This window comes from Microbispora sp. H13382, assembly GCF_014161445.1.
Taxonomy (GTDB): domain Bacteria; phylum Actinomycetota; class Actinomycetes; order Streptosporangiales; family Streptosporangiaceae; genus Microbispora.
Window position 1 is genome coordinate 1 of record NZ_JABBXA010000013.1, and the last position, 15,371, is coordinate 15,371.

The following is a 15,371-nucleotide window of genomic DNA, read 5'->3' on the forward strand; positions in this document are numbered from 1 at the left end:
GTGTGGGTGGGTTTCAGCCCCGGCCGACGACGGCCGGGGCTTTCGCATATCCAGAGGCGTATCCAGAGGGCAGGGGCAGGGGCAGGGGCGGCGTCACAAGGCACGGTGGGTGGGGTCCAGCGACGGTGGGGGTCTCAGGGGTGGCCGGTGGACCAGGCCGATGCCGAGGCCGACCTGAGGCCGACCATGCTGGGCGTGAGCGTCGGGGGAGCGGAGCGGGCGGGAGGGAGGACCGCAGCGAAGGCCCAGCGGAGCGGGCTTCGCGAGGACCGGACCTTCCGGCCAGCGCAGTGACCGACCCCAACCCACACCACGACCCCCCACCCACACACACCATGAGTTCCCCGCACACACATCACGAGGCCCCCACACACCACGAGGCCCCGCGCCATCACGCGTCCTAACGGCCCGGCCGCCCCGCGTCCCCGCGTCCCCACGTCCCATGAACACCCCGCGGCGAGACCGCGCAGATTGACGCTCACGCGGCCTACTGCCTTGTGAAAGGGCGGGTGTGGGTTCCCGTACGCTGAGGGTCGTGGAATATCGAGCCGTCGAGCAAGCGATCATGGCACGGGGAGTGGAGTGGGATTTCAGCCCCACTCTTGACCGGATCACCGCGCTGATGGAGATCCTCGGAGATCCCCAGAACTCGTACAAGGTCGTTCACATCGCGGGCACCAATGGGAAGACGAGCACCGCGCGGATGGTCGAGGCTCTCCTGCGCGAGCGTAACCTGCGGGTGGGCCGCTACACGAGCCCTCATCTGCAGTCGATGCGCGAGCGGATCGTGATTGACGGCGAGCCCCTTTCGGAGGAGCGGTTCGCCGAGGTGTACGAGGACATCGCCCCCTACCTGGAGATGATCGACGCCAAGGTGGGCAGGCTGAGCTTCTTCGAGGTGCTGACGGGGATGGCGTACGCGGCGTTCGCGGACGCTCCCGTGGACGTCGCGGTGGTAGAGACCGGCATGGGCGGCACCTGGGACGCGACGAACGTCGCGGACGGGACGGTCGCGGTCGTCACGCCCATCTCGCTGGATCACACCGACTACTTGGGGCCGGACGTCGCGACCATCGCCGGTGAGAAGGCCGGAATCATCAAGCCCAAGGCGACGGCCGTGCTGGCGCAGCAACCGCTGCCCGCCGCCGAGGTGCTGATGCGGCGGGCGGCGGAGGTCGGCGCGGTGGTGGCCCGCGAGGGGCTGGAGTTCGGCGTGCTGCATCGCGAACTGGCCATGGGCGGCCAGATGCTCCAGCTCAAGGGCCTGAAGGGTGTGTACGAGGAAGTGTTCCTGCCGTTGTACGGCGCACACCAGGCGGGCAACGCGGCCGGCGCCCTGGCCGCCGTGGAGGCGCTGACGGCCGGTGACGACCCGCTGGGCGAGGAGGTCGTACGGCCGGCGTTCGCCCAGGTGAAGAGCCCGGGGCGGCTGGAGGTCGTACGGCGTGGCCCGACCGTCCTGATCGACGCGGCACACAATCCCGCGGGCATGGAGGCGTCGGTCGAGGCCATGACCGAGGCGTTCGGGTTCACCAGGCTCGTCGCGGTGGTGGCCGTGATGGCGGACAAGGACGTGGACACGATCCTGGACCTGCTGGAACCGGTGGCAGAGGAGATCGTGGTCACCTGTAACTCCTCATCGCGCTCGCTGAGCCCGGACGATCTGGCGGCCCGCGCGGAGGCGGTCTTCGGCCCGGATCGCGTCCATGTGGAGGACCGGCTCGACGACGCCATCGACACGGGCGTCGCGCTGGCGGACCAGGGCGACGAGCTGGGCTCCGGTGTCCTCATCACCGGTTCGGTCGTGACCGCGGGAGACGCGCGCATCCTCCTCAAGGTCGCGAAATGAGCAGCGGCGTGTTCGAGGTCACCCCCGGCATGCGCCGGCTCTGCGCGAGCGTCCTCGGGATGCAGGCGATCGTCGTGGCGCTCATCAGCCCGGTCGCGATCACCATCAATCATGTGTCCGCCCCGCTCGCGCTGACCGTCGGGCTCGGGCTCGCCGTCCTGTGCGTGGTGGTCGTCGGCATGCTGAAACGCCCTTCCGCGTACATCGCGGGCACTGTGCTTGAAGTCCTGACGATCGCCACAGGATTCCTCGTCCCGGTCATGTTCTTCCTCGGGGTGATCTTCGCGGCCCTGTGGATAACTGCCATCTTCGTCGCTCGCCGTGTCGAAGGGACGACGAAGCGCTAAAGTCGGCAACCATGGCCGTCCCTCCCGTACCGCAGGCTCGGACCGCCGCGCCGGTCCGCGCCGTGCGCGTCCCTCTGCTGGTCGACGTCGTCATCGGGCTGCTCACCCTGGTGGCCCTTCCTCTGGCGCTCGTCGCCATTCCGAACACGATCTCCGTCGTGGCGGCGCTGCTGCCGCCGGGCGTGTCGCAGGTCGACATGATCCGCGCGCACGGCCTGGCGCTGCCCGCCATGCTGGTGACCGTGCCGCTCGCCGCGGTCGCGGTACGCAGGTTCCGCGCGGCCCCGATCCTCGTGGCGGGGCTCACGCTGCTCGCGCTCGCCGACGTCGCCGGGGGGTACACCGACACCGTCGCGCTGGTCGGCGTGCTGCGCGTGCTCCACGGAGTCGGCGCGGGCATGCTCGTGCCGGCCACGCTCGTCGCGGTCGCGGAGCGTTCCCGGCGCCGGGTGCTGCTGCCGATCTGGGCGGGCGCGCTCGCCGCCTCGTTGCTCACGGCCCAGGCGCTCGCCCTGTGGGCGATCCGCGACGTGACCTCCTGGCAGGTCACCCTCCAGCCGTACCCGCTGCTGACCGGAGTGGCGCTGGCCCTCGCCGCGGCGTACCTGGTGCTCTGGATGATCTCCGGTGACGGCGGGACGCAGGCGGAGGGGGAGATCCTGCCCGCGAGCCGGCCGACGTCGGCCGAGCGCGGGCGGCTCGCGCTGGCCATCGTGCCGGCGGCGGCCATCGCGGTGCTGGGCGTGGGGATCACCTTCGACTGGCCGCCGCGCCTGGTCGTCGCCGCCGCGGCGCTCGCCGTCGTGGCGATGCTGGGCCTCGCGGCGCTCGGCACGTTCGAGGGGCAGGGCGGCCGTACGCTCGCCTTCGTCAACGTCGCGGTCGGGCTGGTGGTGCTGCCGACGGCCGCGCAGATGACCTACATCGAGCTCGGCGGCCCACTGGGCGGCCCCGGCCTCAAGGGCCTGTGGGTGCCGTTCCTGGTGGCCGCGCTGACCGCGCTCGTGGCCGCCGTCCTCGCAGGCCGGGTGCCGGACACGTTCACGGAACGGATGACGGCCCTCGGTCTCGCGGCCGTCGTCGCGGGACTGTGCGCGACCTGGCTGCTGGTCCCGGCACCGTCCGGCACGCCGCTGGTGGTGCCGTTCGTGCTGCTGGCCGCGGGGTCGGCGGTCGCGTTGGTCGGCGCGTTCCGCACGGCGGGTCTGGGCTCGGCGATGCTGGGTCTGTCGCTGTGCTTCCCGGCCGTGCTCGCGGGCTTCCTGCTCGGCACCGGCATCCAGGTGAACCGGCTGCGCGACGCCGCCGAGACCGCGGGAGGCAACGGGAACGCCCTGGTCGAGGGGTTCATCGACGCGCTGCACATGTGGGCGCAGATCGGCGGTTTCGTCGTGGTCGGAGTGATCGTGCTCTCCGCCGTCCTGACCCGGAGGGCCGCCGCGCCGGGGGATGGTCCGGTGGTGATCCCCGCGCCGACGCCGTCTCCGGAGGAGGACGACGGCACCCCCGGGGACCCGGGGCCCGCCCGCTGACGACGCCGGCCGGCACCGCCGCGCCGGCGAGACCCGGCCTCGCCCGATCGGAGCGGCGTTCGCGGACCGGTAAGCTGCCGTTGCGTACGGAGCTCCCCAGCCGGAGCTCCCAGATGCTTGACGGGTGCGCCCGCGACCTGCACGGGTCACCGTACGGCGAGCACGACGCCACGTGAGCCTCAGCAACGACCTTAGGAGAACAGACCGTGTCCGAGCGTACGCTTGTCCTGATCAAGCCCGACGGGGTCCGTCGCGGCCTCGTCGGGGACGTCATCGGCCGCATCGAGCGCAAGGGCCTCAAGATCGTGGCGATGGACCTGCGCACGCTCGACGCCGAGACGGCCAAGGCCCACTACGCCGAGCACTCCGAGCGCCCGTTCTTCGGCGAGCTGGTGGAGTTCATCACCGGCGGCCCGCTGGTCGCGATGGTGCTCGAGGGTCCCCGGGCCGTCGAGGCGTTCCGCGCCCTGGCCGGCCTGACCGACCCGGTGAAGTCCGCGCCCGGCACCATCCGCGGCGACCACGCCCTGGAGATCGGCGAGAACGTCGTCCACGGTTCCGATTCGCCGGAGTCCGCCGCCCGGGAAATCAAGATTTTCTTTCCGGACCGTTTCTAGCCCTTGCCACACGAGAGGCCCCGGTTTAAACCGGGGCCTCTCGTGTTTTTCCAGGTGGTGACCGAGCTTAGGCGGGGGGAGGCCGGTTTTTCCGGGGGCTTGAGAGCGCGATGTGCCCAGTGATGAGCACGTGCCGTTACGATTCGAATGCGATGCGTCATCCCGCACACCCGCTGAACCCGGTAACCGCTAACCACCTGAAGGAAGGCTTCCTTCCGCATGGGCAGCAAGCTGACATTCCTGGGCCGTGACATGGCTGTCGACCTTGGCACGGCGAACACTCTCGTCTACGTCCGAGGGCGCGGCATCGTCCTGAACGAGCCGTCCGTCGTCGCCATCAACGTCACGACTGGAAAGATCGTGGCAGTTGGAATAGAAGCGAAGCGGATGATCGGGCGGACGCCCGGAAACATCGTCGCGATCCGTCCCCTGCGGGACGGTGTCATCGCGGATTTCGATGTGACCGAGCGGATGCTGCGGTACTTCATCCAGAAGATCCACAAACGCCGCCACTTCGTGCGTCCGCGCATCATCGTGGCCGTGCCGAGTGGCATCACCGCGGTGGAGCAACGCGCGGTGAAGGAAGCGGGCTATCAGGCAGGGGCCCGCCGCGTGTACATCATCGAGGAACCGATGGCGGCCGCGATCGGGGCCGGCCTGCCGGTCCACGAGCCGACCGGGAACATGGTCGTCGACATCGGCGGCGGCACCACCGAGGTGGCCATCATCTCGATGGGCGGCATCGTGACCAGCCAGTCGATCCGCGTCGGGGGTGACGAACTCGACCAGGCGGTCATCGCCTTCGCGAAGAAGGAGTACTCCCTGATGCTCGGGGAGCGCACGGCGGAGGAGGTCAAGATCGCCGTCGGGTCCGCGTGCGTCACGGGGGAGGACTTCCACGCCGAGGTGCGCGGCCGCGACCTGGTCAGCGGCCTGCCGAAGACGGTCGTCATCAGCGCCGAGGAGATCCGCCGGTCGATCGCCGAGCCGGTCAACGCGGTAGTGGACGCCGTGAAGTCGACGCTGGACAAGTGCCCGCCGGAGCTCTCCGGCGACCTCATGGACCGGGGCATCGCCGTGACCGGTGGCGGCGCCCTGCTGCGCGGCATGGTCGACCGGTTGCGCGAGGAGACCGGCATGCCGGTCCATCTGGCCGAGAACGCGCTCGACTCGGTCGCGCTCGGCTCCGGGCGGTGCGTGGAGGACTTCGAAGCCCTCCAGCAGGTGCTCGTGCCGGAGCCCCGCAACTAAGGAGCGTCATGAGAGACACCCGCCGCGCCCGTCTCATGCTCGGACTCCTCCTCGCCGTGGCGCTGATCCTCATCACCGTGGATCACCGGGCCGGGAACGACCACGTCCTCGGCCCGGTGCGCGGCTTCGTGGGCGCCGTGTTCGGGAAGGCCGAACGCGTCGGCGCCGCCGTGACCCGCCCGATCACCGGATTCGTCGGCATGCTGCGCGACGCGCCCTCGGCCCGCCGTGTCATCACCGACCTGCGCAAGGAGAACGCGCGGCTGCGGGACGAGGTGTCGGCGCAGCGGCTCGACCGGGCGCGGGCCGAGAAACTGGACCGCATGCTCGGGCTGGCGGGGCTCGGCCGCTACCGCGTGGTCGGGGCGCAGGTCGTCGCGCGGCGTACGGTGGCGGGGTTCGAGGACACGGTCGAGATCGACGCCGGCACCGCCGACGGGATCCGGCCCGACATGACGGTGCTGAGCGACGTGGGACTGGTCGGCCGCATCGTCCAGGCGGGCCCGGCCAGCTCGACGGTGGCCCTGCTGACCGACCCGGCCCTGTCGGCGGGGGCGCGGCTGGAAGGCGGCAACGAGCTCGGTGTCGTGAGCGGCCTCGGCGAGGCGGGCGGAGGCGGCAACCTCGTCAGGTTCCGCCTGCTCGACTCCACCGTGCCGATCGGCGTGGGCCGCCGGATCGTCTCGTTCGGTTCGCAGCAGAGCAGGCCGTACGTGCCGGGCGTGCCGATCGGCGTGGTCGAGCGGGTGGACAACACGCCGGGTGAGGTGACCAGGACGGCCTACGCGAGGCCCTTCACCGACTTCTCCGCACTGGACGTCGTCGGCGTGGTGATCGCGGCGCCGAAGCGTGATCCGCGCGACGCGGTGCTGCCGCCGAAGCCGCAGCCGCCGAAACCGGCGCGCGAGGACCGGCAGCGGCGCGGCGACGAGGGTCGCGGGCAGGGCCGCGCGTCGCTGGAGGCCGAGTGGGGGCTCGGCGACCGGGGCCGCGGCACGGGCGAGGGCAGGCCCGAGGCGGCGCAGGAGCGGCGCGGCCGGCACGGCACGCAGGCCGTGGACGGGGAGGTACAGGAGCCGGCCGTACAGGAGCCGCGCGCGGGGCGGGAGACGGACTCCGCAACGGCGCCTCGGCACGAGCCCCGGGAGAACGACGGTGCCGTGGCCGACGACGGCCGCGGCGGGAGGAACTGAACGATGGCCCGCAACCTCATCGCCGCGCTGTCGCTGTTCGTCGCCCTGGTCCTGCAGGTCAGTTTGGTGAACAGGCTGCTGTTCTCGTGGGCGCCGGACCTGGTGCTCCTGACGGTCGCCGCACTCGCGACCAGACGCGGGCCCGTGCCCGGTGCGGTGATCGGCTTCTGCGGAGGGCTCGCCTACGACCTGCTGCCGCCCTCCAACCACACACTGGGCGAGTACGCACTGGTCCTGTGCTTCCTGGGCTACGCGGCCGGCCGTGTGGGAGAGCGCCTGCCGCTGCCCGCGGTGGCGGCGTGCGCCGTGATCGCGCCCGGCATGGTGGCCGGTCTGGGCGCGCTGCTCGGCGCCCCGGGGATCACGTGGCCGGTGCTGGCCACGGCCTGGCCCCGGGCCGCGATCTGCAATCTCGTGGCCGCTCCGCTGGTGCTCCGGGCGGTCAAGGTCATGCACGGCGGCCATCGGAGGCGCGCGGGCGGTGGCGAGCTCGTGCCGAGCTGGAGACGGGGGACGGCATGACACGTTTGCGGGGGCGCCTGCTCGTCCTGCAGGTGCTGGTCATCGCCATGATCGTGGTGCTCGTCGTCCGGCTGTGGCAGGTCCAGGTGGTGCAGGGGTCGCGGTTCGTCACGGTCGCGACCGAGACGCGCACCCGCGAGGTGCGGGTCCCCGCCCTGCGGGGGGCGATCCTCGACTCCTCCGGCCGCCCGCTCGTGCGCAACCGTACGACGCTGGTGGTCTCCGTGGACCGCGGCCGGCTGGAGCGGATGCGGGACGGCGGCGACGCGGTGCTCCGTCGCCTGTCCGCCGTGCTGAAGGTGCCGCTGTCGAAGCTGAAGCAGGAGATCCGGGCATGCGGGCCCGGCGTCAGCCGCCCGTGCTGGCCCGGCTCGCCGTACACGCCGATCCCGGTGGCCAACAACGTCAACCCCCGGGCGGCGCTGCAGATTCTGGAACGCCAGGAGGACTTTCCGGGCGTCACGGCCGACATCCAGGCGCTCCGCGACTATCCGAACGGCAAGGACGCCGCCCAGCTCCTCGGCTACCTGCAGCCGGTGACGCAGAGCGAGCTGGAGAAGCGGGAGGGTCTCAAGGCCAACTACTCGGGTGTCGACCTCACCGGCCGCGACGGGCTGGAGCGGACCTACGACTCGGCCCTGCGCGGCGCACCCGGCCTGCGCAACGTCCAGGTCGACCGGATGGGCAAGGTCATCACGGTCAACCAGCAGTCCGACCCGGTTCCCGGCGACATCCTGGTGACCAGCATCGACGCCAACGTGCAGCGCATCGTCGAAAAGTCGCTCGACCAGGCCATGCAGGAGGTGCCGAACTCGGACGGCGCCGCCGGTGTGGTGCTCGACGTGAAGACCGGCCGCGTGATCGCGATGGCCAGCCGGCCGACGTACGACCCCAAGGTCTGGACGGGCGGCATCGCGGAGAAGGACTACCGACGCTTGCTGTCGGACAAGTCGGGCAAGCCGCTGGTGTCGCGCGCGATCGCCGGCGAGTACGCCCCGGGCTCGACTTTCAAGATCAGCTCGGCGTCGGCGATGGTCGCCGACGGTCAGCCGCTGCACGGCACCTACCAGTGCCCGGGTGCCTACACCGTCGAGGGCCGGTCGTACCCCAACGCGGGCGGCATGAGTCTCGGCGCGATCTCGCTGCACGAGGCGCTGGTCAAGTCGTGCGACACCGTGTTCTACCGGGCCGGGTACGAGGAGTGGCTGCGCGACGGCGGCAAGACGCCCAAGTCCAAGGTCAAGGAGCCGATGCCGAACATGGCGAAGGCCTACGGCTTCGGCCGCCGTACGGGCATCGACCTGCCGGGCGAGTCCGCGGGGCGCATCCCCACCCGGGGGTGGAAGCGCGACCTGTGGAACTCCACCAAGGACGAGATGTGCAGGCGGGCCAAGACCGGCTACCCGGAGATGAAGGACCAGAGCCGGGCCGCGTTCGCCAAGCGGCTGGCCCACGAGAACTGCGTGGAGGGCGCGATCTTCCACGCCTACGAGGCGGTCAACCTCTCGATCGGCCAGGGTGACGTGCTCGTCACCCCCCTCCAGCTCGCCCGGGCGTACGCGGCGCTGCTCGGCGACGGCAACGTGCGCAGCCCGCGGATCGGCTGGGCGCTGATGCGTCCGGACGGCACGCTGAAGCAGGAGATCCCGGTCCCAGTCGAGGGACACCTGCCGGTCAACGACGAGACGCGCGAGTACATCCGCAAGGCGCTCAGCGAGGTGCCCTCGGACGGCACGGCGGCGGGCGCGTTCCGCGGCTTCCCGTTCAACATCGTCAAGATCGGCGGCAAGACCGGTACGGCCGAGGTCTACGGCAAGGAGGACACGTCGTGGTTCGCGTCCTTCGCGCCCGCGGACAATCCGCGGCTGGTCACCGTGGTCATGGTGGCGCAGGGCGGCTTCGGCGCCTCGACCGCCGCGCCCGCCGTGCGGCGCATCTGGGAGGGCATCTTCGGCCTGAGCAAGGGGGACAACGGCAAGCCGGTCAAGCCGGCGCTTCCGGACGGCAAACCGGTGACGCGGCTGCCGGCCATCAGCCGCGACAACACGCAGTGAGGCGGGCCTGCCATGACTGAGGCCATCGGAATACGGCGGAGGTCGTTCGCGAGCCGGGTCGTCGGGCGGGGATCGGTCGTCTGGCGGATGGACTGGTTGCTGTTCGGGGCGGTGGTCGCGCTGAGCGCGATCGGCACGCTGCTGGTGTGGTCGGCCACCCGCACCTGGTCGTCGATCGAGCCGACGGGCATGGTCAAGAAGCACGTGCTCAACCTGCTCATCGGTCTGGCTCTCTACAGTGCGGTCGCGGTGACCGACTACCGCTGGCTTCGCACGTACGCGCCGGTCCTGTACGGCATCGCCGTCATCGGGCTGATCCTGGTCATCAGCCCGATGGGGTCGACGATCAACGGCCACCACTCGTGGATCCTGCTGGGCGGGGGCTTCGCCCTGCAGCCGGCCGAGCTGATGAAGCCGGCGCTGGTGGTGATACTGGCGCGGCTGCTGGCCCCGACGTCGGAGAAGGGGAAGACCAAGGACCGGCCGAGGGCCGCCGGTCTCGCGCTGTCCGTCGCGGCGGCGGGCGTCGCGGCGGCGCTGGTCATGCTGCAGCCCGACCTCGGCACCACCATGGTGCTGATGACGACGACCGGTGCGATCATCGTCTTCTCCGGGATACGCAAGCGCTGGGTCGTGGCCGGGGTGCTGCTCACGGGCCTCGGGGCGGTGGCCGTGTGGTCGCTGGGGCTGCTCAAGCCGTACCAGGTGGCCCGGTTCACCGCGCTCATCGACCCGTCCAGCGACCCGCGCGGCGTGGGGTACAACAGCACCCAGGCGCTGGTGGCGATCGGGTCGGGCGAGGTGTTCGGCAAGGGCCTGTTCCACGGCGGCCAGACCACGGGACGGTTCGTGCCCGAGCAGCACACCGACTTCATCTTCACCGTCGCGGGCGAGGAACTCGGTTTCGTCGGGTCGGTCACCGTGGTCGCCCTGCTCGGCGTGGTGCTGCTGCGCGGCGCGCGGATCGCCCGGATGTGCGGCGACCGGTTCAGCGCGCTCGTCTCGGCCGGCATCGTCGCGTGGCTGGCCTTCCAGACGCTCGTCAACGTCGGCATGACGATCGGCATCATGCCGATCACCGGTGTGCCGCTGCCGTTCGTCTCCTACGGCGGCACCGCGACGTTCGCGAACATGACGGCGATCGCCATCCTGCAGGCGATCCATCTGAGATCGCGACCGGTCTGACGTTCTCCGCGTTCCCCGTGTTCCCCGCATGAGAGCCGTCCGCAGGGTGCCGGATCCCCGCTCTCACTGGTGCCCGCACCGCGCGGCGAACACCATGGGAACGGAACAGGTTCGGGGGCTGAACGAACCCTTACGGAGGAACGGTGACTCCGGACGACGAGGCGCGGGAACGCCAGCGTGCCCTAGACCTGCTGCGCACGGCCTTCCCCGACTACCGGATCGTGTACGGCGGCGGGAGGTGGGCCGCCGCGGCCGCGGGCGACCCGCCGACGGTGTGGTTCGCCGAGACGCCGGCGAGCCTGTGCGGCCAGCTCTTCACGGCCCAGCTGCGCAGCGGCGGCACCATCACTCCTCTCCGCTCGGTGGAGAGGGACTCGCAGTGCGCGAGGTGACCGGTTCGTGACATGTACGGCGTTAGCGTGCGGGTGTCACCACTGGGAGAGCCGATGACGACACCCTCACGCGGCGGGGACCGGTCCGCCATCCAGATCGCCGGCGGCATCCGCGAGCGGACCCTCGCCGCTCTCGGTGAGCCGCCGACGACCGCGGTCTTCCACCAGATCGCCGACGAGATCCACCTGTGCTGCCCGCGGCTGGCCCGTTTCAAGTGCCTGCGGCTGGCGTACGGGTGGACGGTGGAGGAGGCGATCGAGCGCTTCCACGCGATGTGCGACCGCGAGCAGATCAAGCGCAGGGGACTGAGCGAGCGGTCCTGGCGGGAGTGGGAGGCCGGGGCGCGGCCCGACCGCGACTACACCGACCTGCTGTGCCGCCTGTTCGAGACGGGCCCGGTGCAGCTCGGGTTCGCCAAGGACTACACGCCGCCGGAGATGCGCGGCCCCGAGGCCTGGCGGCGGCGTACCGCGCCCGACCTGATCAGCGCCGCCGCCCGGGAGGCGAGCGAGCACGCCGAGCGGGTGGAGACGAGCGAGATCGGCGACAGCGCGCTCGAACGGCTGCGCACGCAGGTGATCTGGTTGTCCCGCCGGTACGTCTGGGAGGCGCCGCTGCCGCTGTTCGTGGAGATGCGGGCGCTGCAGGAGCAGACCCGCAGGGCGCTGGAGCGGCGCGTCCACCCGGCCCAGGCCGGCGAGCTGTTCTTCCTGGCCGGGACGTTGTGCGGGCTGATGGCCAACGCGAGCATGGACATGGGCCGCCGGGTGCCCGCCGACGACCTCGCCCGCGCGGCGTGGACGTACGGCAGGATCGCCGGGCACCGGTCCCTCATGGGCTGGGCCCGCGGCATGCAGGCGTCGGTCGCGCTGTGGGACCGGCGGTACGAGGACGCGGCGGGCTACGCCGAGGACGGCCTCACCCACCTGCACCGGGGCCAGGGCGGCGCGCGGCTGCACATGCTGCGGGCGCGGGCGGGCGCGATGCTCGGCCGGACCCGCGAGGTGGAGGACGACCTGCTCAAGGCGGCGGACGCCCGCGAGGCGGGCACCGGGGACGAGCTGCACGACGGGTTCGCCGGGGAGTTCGCCTTCCGGCCCGCCAAGCAGGCCTACTACACGGCGGTCACGCACCTGCACCTCGGACAGGCGGGCCGGGCGATCGAGCAGGCCCGCGCCGCGCTCGGCCTGTACGCGCGGGAGGACCGCCAGAACCGGTCGTACGGCTGCGAGGCGATGGCCGGGGCGCACCTGGCCGTCGCGCACCTGATGGAGGACGACCCCGGTGGGGCCGAGCAGGCCCTGACGCCGCTGCTGGCCCTGCCGCCGGAGCGCAGGATCGACAGCCTGGCCGAGACCCTGCAGTCCACGGTGCTGACCTGCACTCCGATGGTGCGGGGAGAGCTCGCCGAGCGGCTGGAGGCGTTCTGCGCGACCGGCCTGCCCCAGTCGGCCGCCCGGGCGCTGCCCGAGGCGCCGTCCGAGGCGCCGTCCGAGGCACTGGGCGGCGAGGAGGATCCGCGATGAGTGTCTCCACCGTCGCCGGCACCCCGCCCGCGCTCGCGGAGGCGTGCCGTCGGGCCGGGCTCAGCGCCGACGGCGCACGGTTGCTGCGCAGCTTCGCCAACGTGGTCTACCACCTGCCGGGCGAGGGGGTCGTCGTCCGCCTGGCGGAGGCCGGCACCCCCGGCAAGTACGACCGGCTGGTCACCTCGCTCAAGGTCACGCGCTGGCTGCACGAGCAGGGTTTCCCCGTCACGCTGCCGCTCGACGTGCGCCAGCCGCTGGCCGTCGAGGGCTGTCTGGCGACCTTCTGGCACTACGAGGACGGCGCGGACGACGGCGATCCGGTTCCGCTCGGCCGGCTGCTGCGGTGGCTGCACTCCCTGCCGCCGGTCCCGTTCGCGCTGCCGACCTATGATCCCTTCGGCCGCGTACGGCGGGCCGTACGGGCGAGCCTCGTGCTGGACGGCGAGGAGCGCGAGTGGCTGCTGGACCGGTGCGCGGCGCTGGAGGAGGCCTACTACGAGCGCGTCGAGTTCGCCCTGCCGTACGGGCTGGTGCACGGCGACGCGCACCGGGGCAACCTGATCCGCACCGCGGGCCGGATCCTGCTGTGCGACTGGGACTCGGTCAGCGCCGGGCCGCGCGAGGTCGACCTGGTGCCCACCCTGCAGGGCACCAGGTTCGGCCTGTCCGACGCCCAGCGGGACGGTTTCGCCCGCGCGTACGGATGCGACGTCAGGGACTGGCCGGGCTATCCGGTGCTGCGCGACATCCGGGAGCTCCAGACGCTGACGGCCGTGCTGCGCATCGGGCACCGCGACGACCGCGCGCACGCGGAGCTGCGCCACCGCCTGGCCTCGCTGCGCGCGGGCGACGACCGGATCTGGCACCCCTTCTGAGGCTGGAAGATCCGCAGGGGACACTCCCGGGAGCCGATACCCTGGAGGCATGTCTGTCGAGTCGTTGTTTCCCCGCCTGGAGCCGCTGCTGCCCAAGGTGCAGAAGCCGATCCAGTACGTCGGGGGCGAGCTGAACTCGACGGTCAAGGACTGGGACGAGGCGACCGTCCGGTGGGCCCTGATGTACCCGGACGCCTACGAGGTCGGCCTGCCCAACCAGGGGGTGCAGATCCTCTACGAGATCCTCAACGAGCTGCCCGAGACGCTGGCGGAGCGCACCTACGCGGTGTGGCCCGACCTCGAGGCGCTCATGCGGTCCGAGGGCGTCCCGCAGTTCACCGTGGACGGCCACCGGCCGGTTCGCGCGTTCGACGTCCTCGGGGTGTCGTTCGCCACCGAGCTCGGCTACACGAACCTCCTCACCGCGCTCGACCTCGCGGGGATCCCGCTGGAGGCGGTGGACCGCACCGACGAGGATCCGATCGTGCTGGCGGGCGGCCACGCCGCGTTCAACCCGGAGCCCATCGCCGACTTCCTCGACGCCGCCGTGCTCGGCGACGGCGAGCAGATCGCCATCGCGATCTCCGAGGTGTTGCGCGAGTGGAAGGCCGAGGGCTCGCCCGGCGGCCGTGACGAACTGCTGCTGCGCCTCGCCTCCACGGGCGGGGTGTACGTCCCGAAGTTCTATGACGTCGAGTACCACCCGGACGGCCGCATCAAGCGCGTCGTCCCCAACCGCGACGGCGTGCCGACGCGCGTGTTCAAGCACACGGTCATGGACCTCGACGAGTGGCCGTACCCGAAGAAACCGCTGGTCCCGCTCGCCGAGACCGTGCACGAGCGGTTCAGCGTCGAGATCTTCCGGGGCTGCACCCGGGGCTGCCGCTTCTGCCAGGCGGGGATGATCACCCGTCCGGTCCGGGAGCGGTCGATCACCACGATCGGCGACATGGTCGAGGCGGGGATCAGGGAGTCCGGCTTCAGCGAGGTCGGGCTGCTGTCGCTGTCCAGCGCCGACCACTCCGAGATCGCCGACGTCACCAGGGGTCTCGCCGACCGCTACGAGGGCAGCCAGGTCGGCCTGTCCCTGCCGTCCACCCGGGTCGACGCGTTCAACATCGACCTGGCGAACGAGCTGTCCCGCAACGGCCGCCGTTCCGGGCTCACGTTCGCGCCGGAGGGCGGGTCCGAGCGGATGCGCAAGGTGATCAACAAGATGGTCACCGAGGAGGACCTGATCCGCACGGTCACCACCGCCTACTCCAACGGGTGGCGGCAGGTGAAGCTCTACTTCATGTGCGGGCTCCCGACGGAGGAGGACGAGGACGTCCTCGGCATCGCCGACCTGGCCAAGAAGGTCATCAAGGCGGGCCGTGACGCGACGGGTTCGCGTGACATCCGCTGCACGGTCTCCATCGGCGGGTTCGTGCCCAAGCCGCACACGCCGTTCCAGTGGGCCGCCCAGTGCGACCACGAGACGGTGGACCGCCGGCTGCGCGCGCTGCGCGACGCCCTGCGCTCCGACAAGGAGTACGGCAGGGCCATCGGCTACCGCTACCACGACGGCAAGCCGTCGATCGTGGAGGGGCTGCTGTCGCGGGGCGACCGCCGGGTGGGCAGGGTCATCCGCGCCGTCTGGGAGGACGGCGGCCGGTTCGACGGCTGGAGCGAGCACTTCTCGTTCGAGCGGTGGATGGCGGCGGCGGACCGTGCCCTCGCCGACGAGCCTGTCGACGTGGACTGGTACACGACGCGCGAGCGGGACGAGCACGAGGTGCTGCCCTGGGACCACCTCGACGCCGGTCTCGACCGCGAGTGGCTCTGGCAGGACTGGCAGGACGCGCTGGGCGACGTGGAGGTCGAGGACTGCCGCTGGACGCCCTGCTACGACTGCGGCGTCTGCCCCACGATGGGGACGGAGATCCAGATCGGCCCCACGGGCAGAAAACTGCTGCCACTCACCGTGATCTGACGCTCACGGCCTATCCTGAAAGACGATCGACCGACACCGGAAGGACGACGGA

13 protein-coding genes are annotated in these 15,371 nt (G+C 71.4%); all 13 read left to right on the top strand.

Annotation, left to right across the window (positions count from 1 at the left end; genetic code table 11):
• Positions 1-565 precede the first annotated feature (565 nt).
• The 13 genes from HHX41_RS24270 to HHX41_RS24330 all read left to right on the top strand — a co-directional run bounded on the left by HHX41_RS24270 (position 566) and on the right by HHX41_RS24330 (position 15,319).
• A complete protein-coding gene (locus HHX41_RS24270; RefSeq protein ID WP_182907975.1) occupies positions 566-1,849 on the top strand; it encodes a folylpolyglutamate synthase/dihydrofolate synthase family protein in 1,284 nt (427 codons plus the stop codon).
• Positions 1,846-2,196, top strand: a complete 351-nt coding sequence (locus HHX41_RS24275; RefSeq protein ID WP_182907843.1) for a DUF4233 domain-containing protein — start codon at positions 1,846-1,848, stop codon at positions 2,194-2,196. Before HHX41_RS24270 ends, HHX41_RS24275 begins: the two co-directional genes overlap by 4 nt.
• Positions 2,197-2,207: 11 nt before the next feature.
• Entirely contained in the window at positions 2,208-3,728 is a 1,521-nt protein-coding gene (locus HHX41_RS24280; protein ID WP_182907844.1) for a hypothetical protein, read from the top strand.
• 206 nt (positions 3,729-3,934) lie between these two features.
• The gene (gene ndk / locus HHX41_RS24285) at positions 3,935-4,345 is read left to right on the top strand and encodes a nucleoside-diphosphate kinase (RefSeq protein ID WP_169984812.1); all 411 of its coding nucleotides are present in this window, start codon (positions 3,935-3,937) and stop codon (positions 4,343-4,345) included.
• Positions 4,346-4,564: 219 nt separating this feature from the next.
• Positions 4,565-5,596, top strand: a complete 1,032-nt coding sequence (locus HHX41_RS24290; protein WP_169984810.1) for a rod shape-determining protein — start codon at positions 4,565-4,567, stop codon at positions 5,594-5,596.
• Positions 5,597-5,604: 8 nt separating this feature from the next.
• Positions 5,605-6,789, top strand: a complete 1,185-nt coding sequence (gene mreC / locus HHX41_RS24295) for a rod shape-determining protein MreC (protein ID WP_182907845.1) — start codon at positions 5,605-5,607, stop codon at positions 6,787-6,789.
• A 3-nt stretch (positions 6,790-6,792) separates the two neighbouring features.
• Positions 6,793-7,311 carry a rod shape-determining protein MreD gene (mreD, locus tag HHX41_RS24300; RefSeq protein ID WP_182907846.1) on the top strand — a complete coding sequence of 173 codons (519 nt, stop codon included), beginning with the start codon at positions 6,793-6,795 and terminating at the stop codon, positions 7,309-7,311.
• Positions 7,308-9,365, top strand: a complete 2,058-nt coding sequence (gene mrdA, locus HHX41_RS24305) for a penicillin-binding protein 2 (protein ID WP_169984797.1) — start codon at positions 7,308-7,310, stop codon at positions 9,363-9,365. The genes mreD and mrdA overlap by 4 nt, the downstream gene beginning before the upstream one ends.
• 12 nt (positions 9,366-9,377) lie before the next feature.
• Positions 9,378-10,550 (top strand): rod shape-determining protein RodA, encoded by a 1,173-nt coding sequence (gene rodA, locus HHX41_RS24310; protein ID WP_182907847.1) that lies wholly within the window; start codon positions 9,378-9,380, stop codon positions 10,548-10,550.
• A gap of 143 nt (positions 10,551-10,693) precedes the next feature.
• Positions 10,694-10,942, top strand: coding sequence for a hypothetical protein (locus HHX41_RS24315; RefSeq protein WP_182907848.1), 249 nt, complete (start codon positions 10,694-10,696; stop codon positions 10,940-10,942).
• 54 nt (positions 10,943-10,996) lie between these two features.
• Positions 10,997-12,469, top strand: coding sequence for a hypothetical protein (locus HHX41_RS24320; protein ID WP_182907849.1), 1,473 nt, complete (start codon positions 10,997-10,999; stop codon positions 12,467-12,469).
• Entirely contained in the window at positions 12,466-13,347 is an 882-nt protein-coding gene (locus HHX41_RS24325) for a phosphotransferase enzyme family protein (RefSeq protein ID WP_169984789.1), read from the top strand. Before HHX41_RS24320 ends, HHX41_RS24325 begins: the two co-directional genes overlap by 4 nt.
• A gap of 49 nt (positions 13,348-13,396) precedes the next feature.
• Positions 13,397-15,319 (top strand): TIGR03960 family B12-binding radical SAM protein, encoded by a 1,923-nt coding sequence (locus HHX41_RS24330; protein WP_182907850.1) that lies wholly within the window; start codon positions 13,397-13,399, stop codon positions 15,317-15,319.
• The last annotated feature ends 52 nt before the right edge of the window (positions 15,320-15,371 follow it).